This window comes from Sphingobacterium sp. UBA7631, assembly GCF_002483935.1.
GTDB classification, from domain to species: domain Bacteria; phylum Bacteroidota; class Bacteroidia; order Sphingobacteriales; family Sphingobacteriaceae; genus Sphingobacterium; species Sphingobacterium multivorum.
This window is the reverse complement of sequence record NZ_DLIX01000010.1, coordinates 772,332-794,380: the sequence shown is the minus strand read 5'-3', so window position 1 is coordinate 794,380 and position 22,049 is coordinate 772,332. Positions and strand designations below refer to the sequence as shown.

Below are 22,049 nucleotides of genomic sequence, written 5' to 3'. Positions count from 1 at the left end.
GCTATAATTCTAAAACCTTATTAAACCGCATCATGGTGTTGATGGGTGCTTCATTGATAATAAACAACTTGGAAATGGCTTTTGTGGGTGAGGGCACCGGTGCACCCGAGGTCAGCTGGCTGAATTCAAAAGACGATCCTTCGGTATAGGGAATATTTGTCCCAGCTTTATAAATATAGGCCCGAAATAAGACCGAGGTCTTCTCTCCCTTATAATCCTGGATGCCTAAGGGAAAGGGATCGAAAATGAGGGGCTGAGAGAACGTATTGGGTTTTAGATTTTTGATCCGTACGACCTCTTCAAACACTTTGGGGGTAAAATAGTATTTTCCAAATACAATGTCCACGGGCTCCCGGTAATTTAAGATGTTGGACTGGAGCATATAGATCAACTGTACTTTGCCCTCCACAGGTGCCGGCACTTTTGGGAAATCGGCTACTTTTCCGTCCATGTAAATAACATTGAGGTCTGTTATAGCCGCTGTATCGTTGGCTTTGATTTCCCGTTCCAGCAGAATTTTATCGGTAACCTTAGACTTCATGGTAAATTTTAAACGCTGCTTGGCCGGGTCATTGAAATTATAATTCGCAGCAAATGCGATGCGGCTAAAGGCTGGTGTTACCGTAGCGCTAAAGGTGTCCAATTGCAGGATAAGTTCCTCGTTGCTGTTATTGTAACCACTTAAATTGATCATATGCACATTGGAATAATACAGCAGTTGGTCGCCACCTTTATCGCATGAAAGGAAGGTGGATAGCAGAAAAAAGGTGATCGCCGTGGCTATTAAGATTATTTTTGTTTTCATAGCGGTTGATTTAAAAGGTATATCCGATGGAAAGGCTAAAGGAACTGCCCACTTTCCGGTTAAAAGTTTCTTTGTCGCCTATGCGCATCTTTTTTGTCCCGTCTTCGGAGGTCTCGTAATAACCTTCCTCATATTTTTGGGAAAAACCAAACTTCCATTCGTAGATCTCGTCCCATTCCTGTGTGGGCCATTCGGAGTTTGATAGACCTTTCCAACGATCCTGTACTTTGTACGTCTCGGGTCTATTCACATAGAAGCGGAACGGACTGTTCAACAGGTTGCTCAGGTTCAGTTTAAGATCGAGGTTTTTGTTTTTCAGGAATTTGTAGCTCAGCTGTGCGTCGAGCTGGTTGCGTGGGCGTTCGTATTCAATCAGATCTTCGCTCATGGCTGTCATAAAGGTTTTATAGCCCATATGGTTGAAGGCTACGTTAGCTCCAAAGCGGTCTCCGGCGTATTGGATAGCCGCATTATAGACAACGGGGATCTGTCCATAAAGTGGGCGTTTGCTTTTCAGGAATTGCTTTTCACGGTATTCAAAGGTATTTCCGTATTTATCGGTGCCGATACTCTTTGCCATAAATTCGGCCGACTGCACTTCGGAGCTTTGAAGCGTCATGTTTCCACTGACATTGAAATCCTCCAGTAGGGAACCGGGCGCCATAAAGCCCAGGTTTTTACGGATATCAAACTCCAGTCCCTTTACTTTGGCCCATTCCGAGTTATTGGTGGTCACATAGATGCGATGCGACGAATCCATCATCTGCCGGTACAATTCGATGGGGTTCTGAAAATATTTATAGAAAAACCCGATGGAAATAACTTCGGCAATGGAAGGGTACCATTCAAAACGCATATCATAATGGTCAATTAAGGTCGACAGCACACCTTCATTCCGACGGTAAGCACCACCCAATGCGGGATCCTGCCGCACCATCTTGGAGTTTTCAATCAATGCCGGCCGCACCACGGACTGTGAGTAAGCCATGCGGATGTTAAAATCGGGTATGGGCGTCAATGTTAGGCTCACCGATGGCAGGTAGCGCCAGGTTTTCTCTTCAGTTTCTGGATCCGCCGTCATGCCCACCAGTTTGCCCGTTTTGGGATCGACAAAGCGTTGCTTGCGCATCGCAATGGTTCTGGCATCCATCTGCAGGTCATTATCGCCATTTTGCAGGCTTTTATACTTGAAGTATTCGGCTCGTACACCCCAGACCAGTCGGATCCACGAGTTGAAGCGGTTGTCGAGTAGACCATAGACGGCCTGGTTTATATTTTTCCCTTCATAAGCACTGACGGAGAATGCTGCCGGGTAGTAAAACATGCCATGTAAGGGATCTGTGAACTCGAGGTATTTCGACCAGGTGTTGACAGGCGTAAAGGTATTGGCACCGACAGAGACGATAGGCAGCGAAACCCATTCGAACAAGCCATGCCGATCCATATATTGGTATCCGGCTTTGAACGTCTGCTTTTGCCCGAGCCAATTCGTCTGGTAGCTCAATGCACCTTCCGCAATTTTGTTGGTCTCCGTATAATGGTACTCGGAGCGTGTAAATGTTCCGTCACCGGCATTAGCGTAGTGCGAAGGGATGACATTATAAAGGGTATCATTTAAGAAACCGATCGGAGCGAGCCAAGCTTCGGTGGCATCTTTCTCACGGTTGTTCAGCTGATTGCGGGCAATATTCCACTCGAGTTTGAAATTGCCGAACCGATGTTCGCCATCCAGTTTATTCTGCAGCATATCTATAAATTTAGGACGGTCATATTCGCGGATTGCTGGCCTCGAATCGTAGCCAATATCATTTCCCCAGCCTTCGATTATAGAGAACTGATTGTTGAACATCCGGGAATAGAAATTCCTCGAGGTTACCTTGTGATTTTTGCTGTTCCAGCCCAGGTTGACCAAAGCGCCTAAGCTTGAATTGAAGTTATACTGTGTCGAGGTCGTCGGATGGATTTTTTTGCCCGTGCTGACATCGAAAGTTGCCCCGTCTACCTTTTGCCAGTTGCCGCGCTCAAAATTGGAGATGCGATCAATAGATTGCTCATTTCGGTAACTGAGTGAGCCGACAAATCCAAAGACGCCCTTTGTACCACTATAACTGCGCCCCAGGCTGAACTGGTAGTTTTGTCCGGGTAGTGCGGTGTATTTTCGGGTACCCAAACGCTCCAGTCCGCCGATACGCTTGTTCTGTGCAGCGATCATTTCCGGTGTAAAAGGTTTCACGCCTTCAGGCACGGGTTTATAGGGATTGGCAGGGTCGTAATTGATCCCGTCGAAAACGGTCAGATCGCGCGGGAAATTGCCCCTTGTACCATCGTCAAAGGCCAGGTAATCTAAGCTGCCGCGGCCATAGCCCAGGAAATCTTTACCCGTTGAGCCATTGATGTATTTGCTTCCCACCGAAAAGGACGTGAAGTTTTTGACCGGAATGGCCAGGGTGTTGATCTGTACCAGTCCACCACCAAAACCAAAGCTCAGGTCGGGCGACGAAGTTTTGTGAATGATGACATTGTCGATCAGGTTGCTGGGGACAATATCAAATTCGAAGTCCCGCACCTGCACGTCTGTACTGGGGAGGGTGGCGCCATCCATCATGGCCAGGTTGTAACGCTCGGCAATACCGCGGACCACCACCCGACGGTTGTCGTTGGTACTGACACCGGAGATGCGTTTCAGGGTCTCACCGACGTTTTTATCCGGTAAAACGGCTATCTGCTCCCGGCTGATCCCGTTGGAGATGGTGGCTTCATTCTTCTGTTTGGCATATAAGGAAGCTACACTTTCCTGTTTGTAACTTCCTGTCACGACCACCTGCTCCAGGCTTTTCACCACGTTCTTCAAAACGATGTTGAGATCGGTCTGTTTGCCGGACTGCACCACGATGTCGGTGATCCTTTTTGTCTGATGGGAAATGTAGCTGACTTCGATGGTATAGGTGCCTGGTGCGAGGTTCAAGTTGTAGCTGCCATCGGCTTTGCTTTTTAAGGATTGGCGGCTTTGGAGCAGCGTAATGCTTGCATCGGCAAGGGCTTCACCATTTTCATTGATGATTCGTCCGCTGATATTTCCCTGCTGTTGGGTGGCACTGTTGCCCATGCTGGCGGATAGCGAAACGGGGATAGCGGCCATGCTTTTTGCCGAAACGATCACAGACTGGTCCTTCAGCACAAAGCTGAGTGGCTGGTTTTTGAAAATTTCGGCCAATACAAGATTGATGTCGGTATTGCTGATTTCTATCGTAACGGGTCTGGCAATGCGCAGCAGGCTGCCTTCGACCAGAAATCCATACCCCGTCTGCGTACTTATCTTTTTGAATACTTTGGCCAGGGAGCTGTTCTTCTCGGAGAGACTGATGTTTTGTCCTATTGCTCCGAAGCTGATCTGTAGCATGCCAAAGAGTGTCATGAAGGTGCTTAGCTTCATTTTCAATAGTATTTTTGTATTTTTTTTATACATTTGTTAAGCTGAAATATGTGTTCATTGGATCGAGAAATTCATTGGCCTATTCCGGCTTTTTGGCCAGTAGTGTTGCGACCACTATTGGCTTTTTTTGGAATTGGGCATGCGGTATAATGTTCTATCAGGTGCTGTCCTAGGGCAGTCACCGATGTCAGTGCTTGTCTTATTTTGTTTCTACGATAAGCCTCCTTCCTTGCATCTCGACCTGGATGCTTTTAAATGTTTTTAATAGATTCAGTACTTTTTCAAAAGACCAGGACCGCGGGATTCTTCCGGTAAAGGTTTCGCTCGTTGGGGTACCCCGATACTGGATGTCCACATTGTACCAGCGGCCAAGTTCGTCCACAACACTGCCGATATCGGCATCTGTAAAATCAAAGTAACCCTCTTTCCAGGCGATCACTTCCGCGGGCTCCACATTTTTGATGGACAGGGATTCTCCCGCAACAATACCCTGTTCACCAGGCTTGAGGACAACGCGCTGATGCGCATTGGCCAAGGCAATGGAACCGCTCAGAAGGGTTGTTTTGGTCCTGGATCTGGATGTGTAGGTATTAACATTAAAATGAGTTCCCAGTACTTCGATCACTTGATTTTCGGAGCGCACCCGGAAAGGCATAGCCGCATTGTGTGCCACTTCAAAATACACCTCACCGCTGATGCTCACCTCGCGCGACGTGCCCCGGAAGGCTGAAGGATAGCTGATCGACGACTGTGCATTGAGCCAGACTTGCGTACCGTCGGCTAATGTCAATTGGTAGCGGCCACCCCGTGGGGTAGCAAGCGTATTGACATGTACCTTATCGACGTTCTTGCCGGCCGTATACACCAGATTACCGGGTTTCAGTTTGTTGATATGAATATTTCCTTCGCTGCTGAGCTCGCCATTTTTGGACTCGTCCAGCAGGATTTTTTCACCATTGCCAAGGGTTAAGATGGCTTTATCCGTTGCGGGATGAATGCTGCTGCTTTGCTTTTCAGCAGGGGTAGTTGACTGGTCAGCCTGCTGCTTGAAGATGTAAAACGAGACCGCACAAAGGAAGACGAGGGATGCTGCTGCTTGCCAAAGCCTATTTCCCGGATGGAGGAAGGATCGCTTCTTTGGAACAGGGGTCGATGCGGCTATCTCCACGTCGATCTGATCGAAGATCTTTTCCTGCAGTTGGCTTTTCCGGCGTAAACGTTCTTCGACGCTTAACCTGTCGATGAGATTCGGATTGGCTTCAAAGGAAGCGTACCAATTTTCAAGAACCTGGAGCTCGTCCTCCGTTATTGTGCCGGCTTCGTATTTAGCGAGTATATCACGTATCTGTTGATTTTGATCGTCCATTTCCTGTGCTTTATACTAAGGAGTACCCGAAGTCTGCAAAAGCGGGAACGAAAATTTGAAAAAAAATACTTTGCCTATTTTTTGTGCGTGTAGAGCAGCAGGACCAGGTAGAAAATATCCATTTGATGTGCTTTGATTTCTGAGCGCATGATCTTCATGGATTTTGTGATGTGCTTGCGGACCATGGCCACCGAAATGTTGAGCTGGTCGGCGATATCCTGATTGGAGCGCTTTTCGAAGCGGCTCAATAGAAAGACCTCTTTGCAGGTGGCGGGCATTTTTTCGGTGATCTGAATAATCTCTGCATGGATTTGCTTGGCTTCGAGCAGCGTGTCGGGCTGAATCGGAGCGGTATAGCCGAGCTGGGCGGCGGTTTGGATATATTTATCCTGCACTTGTTGCGCCCGATAGGTTTTAAAGACCTGAAATTTAATCGCCGTTTTTAAATAGGCCGAAAGGGAGTGGCTGAGTGTGATCTCCTTCCGCCGCAGATAAAAATCGACAAAAATAGCTTGCACGATCTCTTCGGCCATGGCCAAGGAGCCTGTCCGTTTACCGGCATGATTAATCAAAGGTTCCCAATAGCGGTTATAAAGTTCGGAAAATGCGGCTTTATGGTCTTTTAGTTGAACCAATTCCAGCAGCTCCTGATCCGAAAGCGTTTTCAATTCACAATTAGCCATTCTAGTTAAGCAAAGACCAAATGTAAAGAGGCAATTAAACCTGAGCGTTTTACGAATATTAATAAATTATTAATATTAGTTTGGCCTGTTGCTGCCCCGGGGCTGCCGACAAATAAGCGCTCGGTCCATCAAAAAAGCCGCTTTCCTTCTGTGCTAACCGGCTTTTTTGATGGAGTTTATCACCGGGCTTGCTAACCCGACGTATTTAAACCTGATTACCTGGCAATTCAACTATAACGCCCCGGGTATTCGGGAAATATTTGTCGAGGTCTTCAAATTTATTTGAAGATCTCGGTAGGAGCAATTCCCGACCAGGATTTTGGTAGATTTTTCAGTCCAAATAGGCGGGCCAATATCCACGAGGTATTTCTATTGCTATTGAAGAAGGCATTGGTCATGCCTAGATTTTTGATTTTTTTGCCCGTAATGCCAAAAGGGATCTGCATCTCGTTCATGCTCGTGCCGCCGTGACCCTTCTTGATGCCACCATGGTCGGTCAGTAACAGAAAATAGCAGTCCTCATAGAGATTTTGTGCTTTCAATGTCTGTATAAAATTCCCGATCGCAACATCTGCTTCTTCGATTGATGCTATATATTCCGGTGACATCCAGCCGTGGCCATGTCCGGCATGATCGGTATGCACACTGTATAGAAATACCAACATTGTATTGTTTTTATTGTCACCGATAAATTTTAAGGCTTTCGCATAGTTGTTCTCGTACTTATCGTCCTGTTCAAAGGAGACTTCATCCAGGTATTTTTTGTTGATGGGATTGATAAGCTCAGCCCAATTATAGTAGAAAGCGGTTTTTGCATTCGGTTTCTCCTCCTTCACTAGTTTGAATATGGATGGCGAATAACCCTCTTGATCTACCTCCAAAGCTTGTAGGGGGCGGTTGTCCAGTGTCCAGTTATTGGCCGTGATACCGTGTTCTTCAGGACCCTGTCCCGTGAGATGGCTCGTCCAGTTGGGGAGTGTGACTGATGGAAGGACGGGCCTGCTGGATAGTGTCAGTAATCCTTTTTCAAACAGCTTGTCGATATTTGGATGTTTTGAACCCCGAAAGCCTTCGGAACTAAAACCGTCCAGACCGATGATAACAATATGTTGTGCGTTTACAGCACTACATACAGCGATAAATAATAAAATCAATAGGGTTTTCATGCGCCTTATCGCATAACGACAGACGCCAGAAAGTGGACTGCTGCCACGATTCCAGTGATAGGTTGGTGAATTTTTCATTAATATAAATATACATAAGTTTTGTAATACTAAACAAAGTTTATTTATACTGTATTTTCAGGTAGTTAAATTTACGTGAAGTCATAAAGATAAGCAATAAGCGTCGGTCGTGTTTCCATGCTTAGTGTAGTAATAAGAATGCTATTGCTTTATTTTCTAAGTATTAAAGTGGAAATAACAATTTTAACTCCTGACTATTGTTGTTTAATGGTCAGAAGTTTTTTATATTTACGGCACGTTAGCGAACCTTGGGCAGATAATCTGAAAAATCTGGCTTTATGGTCGCAATGCGCAATGATTAAAAACTTATTAGAATATGAAATATTACTTACTGACCTTTTCTGTTTCTGCTCAGGTGCTCACCAAACGCGCTGAACTGATCAATTACCTTAGCCGGCATATTGCTGATCTGAAATACATTTCGGCCGATCTTCAGGATAAACTTTGTACCATTACCATCCGGACCTTACGACGTGACGAAGGCGTTGTTCTTAATTTATTGGCCCTAAGGGGGTTCAAGGCATCTTTTCTATCAGCGACTGAAGGTTCTTAATGTTACTAGCTGAAAAAATGGTCGTGACAACTCTGGTAAAAAGCTTAACAGAATGCACTTTAGGATCAGTGACTTAGCGTGGGACATAGTGAACTGCTGCGGTCCTGCCTATTGGACGAGCTTAAAATTACCGGTTCAAAACGTTTGTCCGTTCGATTACCGTGATTTCCTCTTTCGCGGCGATCTGCTGTTTTTTTGAAGTTCTACAGTAGGTATACTGTCGTGAACGGCTAAAGCCACGGGGCAAGACTGTCCGCTCCAGATAACCCTCCGCTACATATTTACGCAATAGTGAAGCAATTCGTTCACTTTTAAAAGTAATCTGATAGGTTTTTTCAACGGCAGCGATAACCTGTTCAATGCTGCGGGGATGCTGAAAATAATCCGAGTCAAAAATCAGCTGCATGACAGATTCCCGCTGGTAACGATGGTCTAGATTTTGCATCCTTTGGAGTTGGTTTTTGTCAGTGACCTCATCGGTAAAGAACTTTTTGCCTAAGGGGAAGAATTTGGTCTTAAATAGATCGACATTACTGTGGGCACCTGTTTCTATTCTTAATGGAGTTGATTCATCAAAAAATTGGGTCATTGGAATAGAAAGCGCATCACAGAGCTTGGCTACGGCTTCCACAGAGATCGTCGAATTTTTGTTACAGTAGCGCTGAAGTCGGCTTTCGGGTATCTCGCTAAAATTAGCTAAGCCGGCTAATGTCATTGCTGTTTGGTCAAGGATTTCTAAGATCCGCAGGGACATCCATTCAGCTAAGGCGGTATTGGTGATCTTTCCCATACTAATTGCAGAATTCCGCTCAAAATTTGATGGATTGTCTTGTTTTGCTCAGAATTCTCTTATACTATTGTTGTTTTTCTTCGTTTATCTGATTAGTCGTTCTTTTTTTTAAAGAAATATCCCAAAGGATCTGTTTTCGACTGATAGTTTATATAACTTGTATTAACAATTTTGGTAACACCGTTGATTATTGAATAAAAAAATAACGTTACGTCTGCATTTTTTATTTATGTAAACGATATTACTGATTTTTATTGAAAACAGGGTGATGTGTTAAAAGAAATAAAGGTGTTTTTGACAGTAATATGTTTATTTTGAAATCTTAGCAAAGGCGAAGGGAATTTGGAGGCTGTCGCCCGCCACATTTGCTTTCAGCTTTTCACCGTCCCGCCAGTAGGTAATTTTTTTAGGAAAGGGGAGCGAGTCATTCGTACATTCAAACAGACCGTTCTTCATCATGGTCATCTCAAAAGTGATAAAATCTTTTTCATCGGGTGTTTTAACCTTTAAATTCCAGTTACCGTCGGATTTTGATAACTGCATTTTTTCCTGATGTATGGTATCCAGGTTATGTAGGGTAAAAGCAAAACCGACATATTCAGCGTCTTTGATTTTCTTCCAATATTCAAAGGTCCTTTTATCCTTGGCTTCGTTGGTAAGCTGCCATTTTCCCACGAGCCAATCGAAATTTTCAGATGGCTCATTTTGAAGCCCTGAACATCGTACCAAAACGAGTAGAATCAATAGGGGAACTCCAACTTTGATTAATTTTGCCATCTTCTGTTTTGTTTTAAAGGTTGAGCAGCCAGCATAGGCGCTGCTGAGACGGGCCCAAATGTTGACAGGAGGCTCTGTTGCCCCTATGCGATTAAATTTAATAAAAAAACGGAGTTTGAAAAGTATCGGTTTGGTCATTATTCTGTCAATTGCAGCAGTCTAACGACGCCCTTTGCAGGCTTGTGCTTTTTCGTGTAAAATACGTTATATTTACCTGATGGAGCTTGTACTTGCTATCGTAATTGCCACTATTTTTATTTTTTTGGCTTTGCTGCATATTTTTTGGCTGTTTGGCGGCCAATGGGGAATGAACGCTGCCGTTCCGACCGACTTGAGTGGAAGAAGGATATTTAATCCCACCAGGGTAGGTACTTTATTGGTAGCCATCGGATTATTGATTTTTGCGTGGGTAAATCTATGTGCCATCGGGGTTTTGGATGTTCCGATAGACGCAAAGTATATTCGCTATGGGATGTATATAGTCAGTGGTATTTTCCTGCTTCGATTTATTGGCGATATGAAGTTTGTCGGCATTTTTAAGAAGTATAGGAAGACTCCTTTTGCCCGAAAAGATACGTATTTTTATAGTCCATTATGTCTCTTTTTGGCACTATCCAATGGCTTTTTGGCACTTGTATTATGAGAAAAAACGACTCCTATTGCTGCCCTGCGTAGCGTGCATGATCTGACTGGTAATTGTCTGTATTCAAATGTACATATTCCCGCCCGCTCTTCTATATTGATTGACTCTATTTTTGGTCAGGAAAAAGATTATTGAAAATAAAGTCTACTAATATTATAGAATTTATTTTATGTTTACTATATTTGTTTTATCAACCTAGGAGATAAGCCTGTCTTGCGTACAAGCCGTATCTTCCGCACGTAATGATCACAATGTTTTACTTAATTCATTATTTATGAACGGCAAATTTTATCTAAATCCTTTCCAACCGAGCGCAGGTCTGCGCAATGGTACATCCTTTTGTTCTGATTTCAATAAGCGAATGTGTAGCTGCGGTTAAAGGGAAGTACTTCTTTCCATAAAAAGCAGCTTTTCTGACAAGTAATCAATTGGCGTTGGCACTTGTAAATATTCACTGTTAAAATTTTACCTATGAAAAATAGCGTATGGAAGTACGCCGTGACAATTTTTTTGTCACATGGTTTGCTATTGCCTGCATTTTCGCAGCAAGCTGAGCCCCTTATTAACGCTACCTTAAAAGGTGTTGTATTGGATTCGATTACCAATCGGCCTATTGAAGGCGTTACCATAAAGCTCGAAGGCGTGACGCACCAAGTAAAGACCGACGCGTCGGGGAGATTTCAGTTTGTCACGGGGCAACGGCTTCCGTTGACATTCTCCACTTCATTTTTGGGATATAAAGGTCGAAAGATTACCGCACGGGAGGCGCAGATTCAGATCTTGCTTCAACCGAGCGTTTCCGACTTGGATGAAGTTGTTGTTGTGGGCTACGGTGTACAAAAACGAAGAAGCCTAACGGGCGCAGTTGCCAAGATCGACGCTGCCGAAGTCAACAAAATTCCGGTAGCCAGTTTTGATGCCCAGTTGCAGGGTAAACTCTCGGGAGTGCAGGTTTCCACCAACTCGGGAGTCCCTGGCGAAAGTATCTTTCTGCGGGTTCGCGGAACAACATCCATCAACTCCAGTAGCGATCCCTTATATATTATCGATGGGGTATTCTTAAACAATACTTCGCTTCAGAATATCGGGCTCGGTGGACGGACCAGTTCGCCGCTCACAGATATCAACCCGGCAGATATCGAGTCGATTGAAGTGCTGAAAGATGCATCTGCTACCGCAATCTATGGTTCCCGGGGGGCCAATGGTGTAATTATCATTACCACCAAAAAGGGAAGCTACGGTAGCCGGACCAAAATTGACCTCAACGTGCAGGGAGGCTGGGCTGAAGCCAATAAATCCCTGTTGCCCAAACTGGCTACAGGTCCCGAAACGGCAACCCTCGCCAACGAGTGGTGGATAAACTCCGGACTGGACAATCCGGCATTGAAACAGACTTTCGCCAACAGGCCTTACCGTCCTGTCTCGGAAGGCGGGAAAGGAAATCCCGAAGATCAGCCTACTTACGATCGCCTTGGTTTCCTCTTGCGCCACGGGAAGCTGCAGGATTATAACATCGGCATCCAAGGGGGCGGAGACAAATCGCGTTTTTATATTGGTGCGGGCTACACGGGCCAGGAAGCTTTTATCAAGGTGATCGACTTCTCACGTACTAATCTCAAGTTTAATTTTGACCATCAGCTCAGCAGTCGTGTGAAGATCGGTCTGACCAATAATTTTTCCAGAACCTACCGCAATCAGGCACGTACAGGCGATGGCCCACAGGTAAGCCTGTTTAATTCGGCCGTTTCTTCGGCAACGAATGTGCCGATATTCAATACCGATGGATCAATCAATGGTACCGATAACACCTATACCCTGGTAGACAACTACGATGTCAATACCACAAGCCTACGTTATATAGGAAGTGCCTTTGCGGAAATCGATCTACTGAAGGGACTGAAATTCAAATCCAGCTTTAGTGCCGACTATAACCTCTACGACGAATCACAATACTGGAACAGCAAAACCAGTATCGGTATCGCAAATAACAATCAGGCGACGTCGGGAATATCGCGAAATGCAACCTGGATCAATGAGCAAACACTGACCTACCAGCATACGTTCGGCAAGCATAGCCTCAATGCTATTTTGGGAAATACCTTGCAGAGCAATGTACTTGATTACAAGTATTTGGAGGGGAATGGTTTTGCCAACGATTCCTTTAAACAGATTTCCTCGGCAGCCAATATCATTGCCGCAGACAACTGGACTAAATATACCATTGCTTCCTATTTTGGAAGGGTAGGCTATAGCTATGCCGACCGTTATTTTGCAGAGGCAACCCTGCGGGCAGATGGCTCGTCCAAGTTTGGTGCCAACAACCGATGGGGGTATTTTCCCGCTTTTTCGGCGGGCTGGCGGATTAGTCAAGAAGCCTTTCTGGCAGATCAAACCTGGTTAAACGACCTGAAAATAAGGGCTTCCTATGGATTGACTGGCAATCAGGCCGGAATCAGCAATTTCGCCGCCAGAGGTCTCTGGTCGGGCAATGAAAAATATGCGGACAGCTATGGCAAGGTGTTGCCAAGTACAGGTCCTTTCCAATTGGGTAACGAAAATCTGCGCTGGGAGAAAACGGCACAGGCCGATCTTGGACTGGATGTGGCGCTCTTTAAAAATCGCCTGTCCATTACCGTAGATCTTTACCATAAATATACCTCCGATCTCCTGCTCGAGCGACCTATTGTCGGCAGTTCCGGTTTTTCAAAGTATTGGGCCAATGTGGGCGAAATCAGCAACAAAGGCTATGAAGTGTTGATCAACTCGCTCAACGTGAAAACAAAAGACTTTGCCTGGAATACAAGCTTCAACATCTCGGGCAATAAAAATAAAATTGAGAAACTACCCACGCAAATCACCCAGTATACCCGCGATTGGGTGATTCTGAAAGAAGGTTATTCGCTCAACTCATTCTGGCTGTATGAACAGTTGTATGTCGATCCGCAGACCGGAAAGGTGGTATTTGACGGACAGCTGAGCGATGGTTCTTTGCCGACTTCGGCGCGGAAGGTGTTTCGCAATGCCTATCCCAAGTTTTACGGTGGTATAGGTAATACCTTTACCTATAAAAACTTCGATCTGGGTGTAGACTTTAGTTTCCAATATGGCAACTACGCGGTGAACCTCAACCGCTATTTCAGGGAGCGTAATCCCAGCAGTGGTGGGGTATCTCAAAATGTGCTGAACAGGTGGCAGCAGCTCGGGGACATCACCGATGTGCCCCGACTGACATCGGAAGGGCTCAACTATACCATCGATGCCAATAGCCGTTATCTCGAAGATGCCTCGTTTTTGAAACTCAGACAGCTTTCTTTTGGATATAAACTGCCGAAAGAGCTGGTAGAGCGGGCGAAGCTGTCTGCCGCGCGGATCTATTTTGTAGGATCAAACCTCTTTATCTGGAGCAAATATACAGGCGATCCCGAATCGAATGTCACCAGCAACCCAAATGCGCAGGGGATAGGCACATTTGGAACGCCACCGCAGCCCCGTACGTTTCAGCTTGGGCTCAATGTAACCCTTTAAACGTTAACCTTAATCCGTAAAGCTCATGAAAAAAATTATATATTTCCTTTATCCGCTTCTTGTCCTTCAGCTCAGTGGCTGCAGTTCTTTTTTGGAAGTGGAGCCCAGGAGTTCAGTATCTGATGAAGTGACTATCGTCGATGCGAGTTCTGCCGCAACAGCAGTACGCGGTATCTACTCTGCACTTCGGTCCAACGATTATTATGGCTATAGCTTTCAGCTGCTGGGATTCTTTTCGGCAGACAACATCGTGTATCGCGGCAGTCAGACTGTTCATCAGACGCTGACCAATCATACGGTCAAATCCGACCTCGCTGTGTTGGCTACGGCTTGGAACCAGATCTATGCCACCATCAACAGGACCAACCATGTGATCAGCAAAGTACCCAACCTGGCGCTAACGACGACTTTCACCGAAGCCTACCGCAACCAGCTTGTGGGAGAAGCCTATTTTGTGCGCGCACTGGCGTATTTTGATCTGGCCAGAACCTGGGGTGGTGTACAGATTGTGTTGCAGCCGACAACTTCGGCCAGCAGTCTGCCGCAGGTTAAAAGAAGCTCCCTGGCCGACACCTATGCGCAGGTGCTGCAGGACCTGCAAAAAGCAGAACAGCTCTTGCCTAATGACACCAATCGCATTCGCGCTACCAAGAAAACAGCCCGCGCGCTCCTGGCAAGATTTTACCTCTACCAGAAAAACTGGAGCGAAGCCATAAAATATGCATCCTATATTATTGACGACAACGCCAATTATAGCTTGGTCAATCCATACCGCTCGTTTTATGCCAACAATACCTCCAACACCAAAGAGTCTGTCTTCGAATTGGTCTATGATATCAACAATACCAGTGGGCAGACCAGTCAATGGTTGTCGGGCAATAATGGCGGGACTGCCTGGATCAGACCTTCGCAGGGTATCTACGACCTACTGGTAGATCCTACGATCGGAGGGGATCGTGCTGCGCTCGTGTCCAAAACCACCTCATCCACAGACCCAAATATCCTGATCGGCAATCTCTATTACCGAACAGACCGTACTGACCCCGCCTTTTTGATCCGTACGGCCGAGCTCTATCTGATCCGCGCCGAAGCGTTGGCGCAGCGGAATGGCCCGGGCGATCTGACAGCGGCATTGGCCGACTTAAATGCCATACGCTCGCGCGCGAATATTAAGCCGTTGCAAGGGCTCGGAGCTGCGGCACTGCTGCAGGCTGTGGAAGATGAAAACCGCGTGGAATTTGCCCTGGAGAACCATCGCTGGTATGATCTTTTGCGGACGGGACGTGCACAGCAGGTGCTAAATATTTCTTCCGCGAATAGGCTTTTGCTGCCGATACCGTATGCTCAGGTTTCGATAGATCCGGATCTACAGCAAAATCCTGGTTTGGATTGATCCGCATGAATCAGGTGTTTTTTTTCATTTAATCGTATTGAAATGACCATATTAACAGACTCTCATTTTTTTAAGCGCCATCGCTCAGCGATCGTATACATTGGCCTGATTTTCTTTTTGATACTCAGTATCCCTTACGACCCTAATCTTTTTAGGGACCGTTCATTTGGGGATCTGTTTTCCTTGGAGAACTGGTTTGCGTTGGCGACTTACCGCACTTCTTTTATTGCCGAGAGCCCTTACGTCGGTACGGACGTGCGCGGATATTACAACTGGGCTATTGCGCTGCTGCTCGCGTTGTTGCTATTTTGGGCCTTTGGCCGTAAAATCAGGCAATCTTTTCAGGTCAATGATGATAGCGTATTTTATTGGCTGCGCGTGCTGCTACGCTATCGTTTAGCCTTAGCAATGATCTTTATCGGTCTCGTCAAAATCATCCCTATACAACTTCCCGAACCAACCATTAGCGAGCTGCATACCGAATATGGTGATTTTCTGCTCTGGAAGCTCTATTACCTGACCAACGGCATTGCAACCGCGGGTTATCTACCGGTAATTGGTGCGCTAGAAATTGTGAGTGGACTCTTTTTATTGAACCGGCGCACAGCAATCATCGGGTCGGGGCTGCTTATCGCTGTATTGCTCAATGTTGTTATCGTCAACTATGTGTACGAAATCGGTGAACAGGTGTATAGTTCATTTTTACTACTGCTTGCGGTCGTGATCTTCTCGTACGACTGGCCCCGTTTTTATCAGCTCCTGATCAAAAAGGGAGCGACTGTTCCCGATGGGTTTTGGCCTGAGTATGGACGCCGCATTGCGCGCATTCGCCCTTATCTGCAGGTCTTATTCCTGCTGCTGATCACTGTCTTTAGCGTGCAGACTTACCTGAGCTGGAAGAATTCGGATTATCCCTTCCCCGATGAAAAAGGGTTGGAAGGAGCAGCAGGGGTGTACAATGTGAAAGATTTCGTGTGGAAGGGCGATACCATCCCGTATTCGCTGAGCGATACATTGCGGTGGAAGGACGTGGTTTTTGAAAAATGGAATACGCTCAGCATAAGGGGAAACCGTTCTGTACGGGTTGATAGCCTCAAACCACATATCGCCTTCAACCGGGAGCGTAACTATGAATATCTGGGCAATGGTGGCCGCGAATTCTTTGCTTATGCGATCAAAAAAGGAGCAAACAAGGCGGAGACAGCGATCAAACTGACGGGAAAGGTCAGTAAAGGCCACACCTTTGCCTTTGTGGTCAATCGCCCGGATAAGCGCACGCTTGTGCTTGATGGTGTAAACCAACTCGGCGATTCCCTGCATGTGCGCCTGGAGAAAATAAACAAGAAATACCTGTTGCAGGAGGGGCGTAGAAAGCCGATCCGTATTTATTAACGATTCAAATTTAGACTAAGCTTATGGCAACGATTCAATATTTGGAAAGCACTCCAACCATCCAGCAGGAGCAGGGCTGGAAGTACTGGGAGAAAGTGGGATTTAGATTTACTTTTATTTTCTTTATCCTGATGGTGGTACCCCTGGATGGGGACTGGTACGAAAAAGTATTTAAACCCGATTCGCTATACGATTGGATGGCAACGATCGCCGGTGGCTCGCGCACAGGTTGGATCGAAATACACAGCGAAAGTGGCAAATGGGGGTTCGCATCGTATACGTCCTGGTGGCTCAATGGCCTGATAGCCGTGCTGGGTGCTTCCATCTGGACGATATTGGCCCGGAATAGCAAGGTGCAGCGTTACGATGCGCTTTATTATTGGTTGCGGGTATTGGTGCGTTACCGCATTGCTTTGGGACTTATCGCCTTCGGATTTATCAAGTTCTTTCCGATGCAGATGCCCTTTCCATCACTTGCCAATCTGAATACCGACATCGGCGAATATGCTCCCTTTAAGTTGTACTGGCAAATCGTCGGTGTATCCTATAAGTATGAGATCTTCTTAGGCTTTTTGGAGATCGCCGCAGGAAGTTTACTCTTCTTCAGGCCTACTGTTGTCATCGGGGCTATTATCAATGCAGGCGTGCTCTTTAACATTGCTCATGCCAATATCGCCTATGATGGCGCGGTACATGTATACAGTTCGTATTTTGTTTTGCTTTCCCTTTTTCTATTGCTGCAGTACCTGCCAGCGATCTGGAAGCTTTTTATCCTGCGCGAGCCGGTGAGCACCTATTACTATGTGCCCAAATTTCTCAAGCAGTGGAATAAACCCCTGTATTTCGGTCTTAAGTCAGTCATTGTGGTGCTGTTTATATTTGTTTACGGCTTTTATCGCTATGAGCGATTCTATGATGAAGGGCGTTTAAAGGAACCGGTGCTTCCAGGGCTGGCAAAAGCAGCAGGACATTATGAAGTTTCGGGTTTTCTGCTCAATGGAAAGCCGCAGCCTTATTCACCGGCAGATTCGGTACGTTGGCATGAAGCCTTTTTTGAACGCTATTCGACCTTGGTCTACAAGGTCAACAAAGCCAATTCCATTGATCTTGGTAATGGTACGCCAGCCTTGAATGATGTGCTCAAAACGTATGAATTTACGGGCCGGGCCGGAGGAAAGAATTACCTGTATTATGAAATAGACTCGGCAGAACATGCGCTGTACCTGATCGACAAAAATCAGAAATTTAGTAAGGAGCAACGAAAAAAACTCGATGAAAAACTGGATGTGGGGCTGAAGGCCCTGTATGGAAAAGCACAGGGCGATAGCTTAGGTATCCTGAAATGGGCTTACGAACGACCAACGCCAGAGCAGATTAGACTCAAGGGGCTGGATGCCAGCGGTAATAACCTTGAAATTACGCTCGACCGGGTTAAAGAATCCTATCTCACCGGTAAAGAATGGTATATGAAAAACACCCTCTTTACCTATTAATCACCTTAAAAAAATAGCATGTTATGAATAGAAGATCATTTATCCACCGTTCAGCTGTCTTTTTCACGCTTGCTTCGGCAGGCCAGGGCATATCCTGTTTTGGAAATACCGATCACACCGGGGCGGGCTACAGTATCAAACAGTTCGAAGATGAGGGCCTCGCACAGTTTTCCTATGCGATTTTGGCCGATAAGAAAATTGTACTTGTGGACCCTGCCCGTGATCCGCGGCCTTATTACGCTTATGCAAAGGAACAGGGGGCCAAAATTATCGCCGTTGTAGAGACCCATCCGCATGCTGATTTTGTGAGTTCACATCTGGAGATCCATCAAGAGCAGAAAATTCCGATTTATGTGAGCAAGCTTGTCCGTGCAACGTATCCGCATCATACGTTTGACAATGGCGATAGGTTGAAGATTTCGGACCATATCGTGTTGCATGCCATCAATACAGCGGGGCATTCGCCCGACAGCATCTCCGTCTTGCTAAAAGAAAACGGTCGTGATGTGGCCATCTTTTCGGGGGATGCGGTGCTGATTGGCGGGGTTGGAAGGCCCGATTTGCGCGAGTATTCGGGTGAGCAGGCGACACTACGCGAAAAATTGGCTCGGCAGCTCTATCATACCGTTCATGATGTCTATGCCAACTTAGTCGATCAGGTGCTTCTGTATCCGGCCCATGGTGCCGGATCGCTCTGTGGCAATGCCATAAAAGGCGCGAAGCAAAGTACCATCGCTGCAGAAAAGGCTCATAATTTTGCCTTTCAGCAACAATCCGAAGAAGCGTTTGTCAAGCAGATCTTAGCAGACCGTTCTCCGATACCGATCTATTTTCCTTATAATGTGGAGTTGAACCGTCGGGGCGCAAAGCCATTATTGGCTTCTTTGTCGGATATTTCATCGGTTTCAGCAGCTGCGGTGCCTTATGAATCGAGCACTGTCCTTGACACACGCGCTGCTTCAAAATTTAGAGCGTCGCATTTTCCAGACGCCATCAATATCCCCGAACGGAGCAAGTCGGAATCTTGGGTCGGGACTTTTATTGAACCGAAAGACGGCTTTTATCTCGTTGTGGATACCAAAGAGCAGGGGCAGGTGCAGCTTGAAAAACTGGCCAAAATTGGCTATGAGCAGTTTGTAAAAGGGATTGTGCTGTATGGGGATTTCGCAGGGCAGCCTTCGACAGCTTTTGACCAGACAGCTTTCGACCGGGCGCAAGATCACTATTTTATAGTCGACGTACGCACGGCCGAGGAGGCTAAGGCCGGGCCAGTATTCAAGGGGGCGCATAACATTCCGCTGGCGGAACTGAAGCAGCATATTGCTGAACTACCGGTCGATAAACCTATTGTCGTGCACTGCGCTTCGGGTTATCGTTCGGCCATTGCAAGTAGCCTGATCAATGAATCGGTACCAAAAGCGCAGGTAAGGGATATCGGAGAACATATTAAAACCTACAAGCAATCGGTGAATTAACACGAGGGATTACACTTAAATGCATACATGATATGAAAGATTTAAAACTATTGGTTAGTATGTTGTTAGCGGTAGCGGTATTGCTCAATATGACGAACTGCCAATCCAGACAGGACACCCAGGAAGCCGTAAAAAATAGTCAGGTTTCGTTTAAAAAGGAAGAAGGAGTGCGCTTTAAGCAGGAGCTCGAAAGCCTGAATAAAACGAATAAAGTGCCGGTACAGATTCCCGACAATCCGCGGATCGTTTATGCGACCGAACAGGATGTGCTGGAGCTGGAAAACGGCATTGTGCTGTTTGGATGGCCCAGTTGTCCATGGTTTCGCAATGCCATAACGCCATTGCTGGAATTTGCCCAGGAGGAAAAGGCGGCCATCTATTACCTCAATATCCACGATATCCGGGATCTCAAAGAGAAGGATAAAGAAGGTAAGGTGATCACAACCAAGGCTGGTAGCCCGGGTTATGAAGCTATCTTGGCCAAATTTCATGATATCCTCAATCCTTATACAGCTGTGGGCGTTGATTCCATCAAACGGATTTCTTCACCAACGGTATTATTTATTGAAAAAGGCAAAGGTGTGCATAAGGTTGTTTCCACGGTCGTATCGCAGACCGATCCGAAGGTCAAGCTCGATAGCACGCAGCGACAGGAGTTAAAGCAACGGTATCGGGAATATTTTTTGGATGAACATACGATTTAAGACCAGCGTATTTCAACAGCATCGTAAATTAAATGGATAACATATGAAAAAAATAATCAATCTTGGACTTTTAGCATTTGTTTTAACGACATTTACAGTATCCTGCGGATCTGCGGGCAAGAAAAAGGAAAACGGCAAATCACAGTCGGATTCCACATCATCAAAAGGTTCAAAAAAGGATCAACCCAATACGGGCTGCGACTAATAGACTGTAACACGATAACACATGCGAAGATTTGACGCAATTATTATTGGCTCGGGACCGAACGGACTGGCGGCAGCCATTACCTTTCAGCAACAGGGGCTCAGCACCCTGCTGATTGAAGGTGCCGATACGGTCGGTGGGGGGATGCGGACCAAGGAACTTACACTTCCGGGCTTCCGACATGATGTTTGTTCGGCGATCCATCCCATGGCCATGGCTTCGCCATTTTTCAGGAAGTTGCCTTTGGAAGCTTTTGGGCTATCGTTTGTGAAGCCGACATATGCGGCGGCACACCCACTGGAAAATGGGGAAACGGGAATTCTTTACCATAGTCTTGCCGAAACCATAAAAGGCTTGGGGCCAGATGGCGAAAGCTATCGCAAGCTGGTGGAAAAGGTCGCGACACATTGGGAAGACCTTGCTGCCGATATTATGGGGCCACTATCCTTGCCGAAGCATCCGTTACGGTTGGCTTCCTTTGGTCTGGATGCGCTTCAGCCGGCAAGTTGGACGGCAAAGCGTTTTGCCAGTGCACAGGCTAAGGCTCTATGGGCGGGAATGGCGGCCCATGGAATTCAGCCGCTAAGCAACTGGACAACTTCCGCTATTGCTATTGTGCTCGCGGCAGTAGGTAACACATATGGCTGGCAGATCCCAATAGGAGGCTCGCAATCCATTGCCGATGCTTTATTAAGCTATTATAAATCCTTGGGCGGGGAGATCCAAACGGGCTTTTGGGTAGAGGACGTTCGCGATCTGCCCTCCCATAAAGTCCTGCTCTGCGATATCACGCCGCGGCAGTTGCTAGCCTTTAAAGGAATAGAACTGGGTAGCGCTTACCGCAGGCGCCTTGAAGGCTTTCGGCAGGGAATGGGGGTATTTAAAGTTGACTGGGCATTGTCAGAAAAGACGCCCTTTAAAGACCGGCGCTGTCAGCAGGCGGCTACCGTGCACTTGGGCAATACCTATGCAGAAATTGCCGAGAACGAGCGACTAAGCCATCTTGGAAAGCAAGTGGACAAGCCTTTTGTGTTGTTTGCACAGCAGAGTGCATTTGATTCCAGCCGTGCTCCCGATGGAAAACATACGGGATGGGCATACTGTCATGTCCCCAATGGAAGTAGGGTCGATTACACCGAAGCGATTGAAAATCAGATCGAGCGCTTTGCACCGGGCTTTAAAGATACTATTCTGGCTAAGCATACCTTTTCTCCTGCAGCACTCGAGTCGTACAATCCCAATTACATCGGTGGTGATATCAATGGTGGGATTATGGATATTTCACAGCTGTACAGTAGACCTATATTGGCCCTAAACCCGTACCGCACCTCGGTCGACTCGATTTATCTCTGTTCATCGTCGACCCCTCCGGGAGGTGGGGTACATGGCATGTGTGGTTATCATGCCGCACGTACGGCGCTCAAAGAACATTTTGGTTTAGTACTGTAAACGGCAAAAATTGGCTTATTCCTGTACATGGTAAAGGTTGGCTCGTTGCCATGAATGGCGCCGACTTACTTGTTGCTGTAGATAGCTCCGATTATGTATGTCCTGATCCGCCTCTATGG

Annotated in this window: 17 protein-coding genes; 10 read left to right on the top strand and 7 right to left on the bottom strand. The window is 46.5% G+C overall.

Annotated features, from left to right (window positions below; all coding sequences use genetic code 11):
- Position 1: 1 nt before the first annotated feature.
- The 5 genes from B3P16_RS19935 to B3P16_RS19915 all read right to left on the bottom strand — a co-directional run bounded on the left by B3P16_RS19935 (position 2) and on the right by B3P16_RS19915 (position 7,531).
- The gene (locus B3P16_RS19935) at positions 2-805 is read right to left on the bottom strand and encodes a hypothetical protein (protein WP_286844015.1); all 804 of its coding nucleotides are present in this window, start codon (positions 803-805) and stop codon (positions 2-4) included.
- Between the two features lie 10 nt (positions 806-815).
- On the bottom strand, positions 816-4,238 hold the full coding sequence (locus B3P16_RS19930; protein ID WP_286844013.1) for a carboxypeptidase regulatory-like domain-containing protein: 3,423 nt from the start codon (positions 4,236-4,238) through the stop codon (positions 816-818).
- A gap of 199 nt (positions 4,239-4,437) precedes the next feature.
- Positions 4,438-5,406: a FecR family protein gene (locus tag B3P16_RS19925; RefSeq protein WP_286844012.1), complete on the bottom strand. Its 969-nt coding sequence runs from the start codon at positions 5,404-5,406 to the stop codon at positions 4,438-4,440.
- 272 nt (positions 5,407-5,678) lie between these two features.
- On the bottom strand, positions 5,679-6,287 hold the full coding sequence (locus B3P16_RS19920) for an RNA polymerase sigma factor (protein ID WP_286844010.1): 609 nt from the start codon (positions 6,285-6,287) through the stop codon (positions 5,679-5,681).
- 278 nt (positions 6,288-6,565) lie between these two features.
- Positions 6,566-7,531, bottom strand: a complete 966-nt coding sequence (locus B3P16_RS19915) for an alkaline phosphatase family protein (RefSeq protein WP_286844008.1) — start codon at positions 7,529-7,531, stop codon at positions 6,566-6,568.
- A 316-nt stretch (positions 7,532-7,847) separates the two neighbouring features.
- Between B3P16_RS19915 and B3P16_RS19910 the strand changes: the two genes are divergently transcribed.
- Positions 7,848-8,084, top strand: a complete 237-nt coding sequence (locus B3P16_RS19910; RefSeq protein ID WP_286754659.1) for a hypothetical protein — start codon at positions 7,848-7,850, stop codon at positions 8,082-8,084.
- A 127-nt stretch (positions 8,085-8,211) separates the two neighbouring features.
- Here the strand turns inward: B3P16_RS19910 and B3P16_RS19905 are convergent, their stop codons facing one another.
- Both B3P16_RS19905 and B3P16_RS19900 read right to left on the bottom strand, forming a co-directional pair.
- A complete protein-coding gene (locus B3P16_RS19905; protein WP_286844007.1) occupies positions 8,212-8,874 on the bottom strand; it encodes a helix-turn-helix domain-containing protein in 663 nt (220 codons plus the stop codon).
- A gap of 309 nt (positions 8,875-9,183) precedes the next feature.
- Positions 9,184-9,651 carry a DUF6265 family protein gene (locus B3P16_RS19900; protein ID WP_286844006.1) on the bottom strand — a complete coding sequence of 156 codons (468 nt, stop codon included), beginning with the start codon at positions 9,649-9,651 and terminating at the stop codon, positions 9,184-9,186.
- Positions 9,652-9,868: 217 nt separating this feature from the next.
- Here B3P16_RS19900 and B3P16_RS19895 point away from each other — a divergent pair, with 217 nt between their 5' ends.
- The 9 genes from B3P16_RS19895 to B3P16_RS19855 all read left to right on the top strand — a co-directional run bounded on the left by B3P16_RS19895 (position 9,869) and on the right by B3P16_RS19855 (position 21,930).
- Positions 9,869-10,294, top strand: a complete 426-nt coding sequence (locus tag B3P16_RS19895) for a DUF3995 domain-containing protein (RefSeq protein ID WP_286844004.1) — start codon at positions 9,869-9,871, stop codon at positions 10,292-10,294.
- A gap of 471 nt (positions 10,295-10,765) precedes the next feature.
- Positions 10,766-13,819, top strand: coding sequence for a SusC/RagA family TonB-linked outer membrane protein (locus B3P16_RS19890; RefSeq protein ID WP_286844003.1), 3,054 nt, complete (start codon positions 10,766-10,768; stop codon positions 13,817-13,819).
- A 25-nt stretch (positions 13,820-13,844) separates the two neighbouring features.
- On the top strand, positions 13,845-15,212 hold the full coding sequence (locus tag B3P16_RS19885) for a RagB/SusD family nutrient uptake outer membrane protein (protein WP_286844002.1): 1,368 nt from the start codon (positions 13,845-13,847) through the stop codon (positions 15,210-15,212).
- A 42-nt stretch (positions 15,213-15,254) separates the two neighbouring features.
- Positions 15,255-16,604, top strand: coding sequence for a beta-carotene 15,15'-monooxygenase (locus B3P16_RS19880; protein WP_286754664.1), 1,350 nt, complete (start codon positions 15,255-15,257; stop codon positions 16,602-16,604).
- 23 nt (positions 16,605-16,627) lie between these two features.
- Complete coding sequence (locus tag B3P16_RS19875) at positions 16,628-18,097, top strand: hypothetical protein (protein WP_286844000.1); 1,470 nt, start codon at positions 16,628-16,630, stop codon at positions 18,095-18,097.
- A 23-nt stretch (positions 18,098-18,120) separates the two neighbouring features.
- Positions 18,121-19,572: an MBL fold metallo-hydrolase gene (locus B3P16_RS19870; RefSeq protein ID WP_286843998.1), complete on the top strand. Its 1,452-nt coding sequence runs from the start codon at positions 18,121-18,123 to the stop codon at positions 19,570-19,572.
- A gap of 32 nt (positions 19,573-19,604) precedes the next feature.
- Positions 19,605-20,276 (top strand): hypothetical protein, encoded by a 672-nt coding sequence (locus B3P16_RS19865; RefSeq protein WP_286843997.1) that lies wholly within the window; start codon positions 19,605-19,607, stop codon positions 20,274-20,276.
- A gap of 43 nt (positions 20,277-20,319) precedes the next feature.
- A complete protein-coding gene (locus B3P16_RS19860) occupies positions 20,320-20,481 on the top strand; it encodes a hypothetical protein (RefSeq protein WP_172462378.1) in 162 nt (53 codons plus the stop codon).
- Between the two features lie 21 nt (positions 20,482-20,502).
- The gene (locus B3P16_RS19855; protein ID WP_286843996.1) at positions 20,503-21,930 is read left to right on the top strand and encodes a phytoene desaturase family protein; all 1,428 of its coding nucleotides are present in this window, start codon (positions 20,503-20,505) and stop codon (positions 21,928-21,930) included.
- Positions 21,931-22,049: the final 119 nt, after the last annotated feature.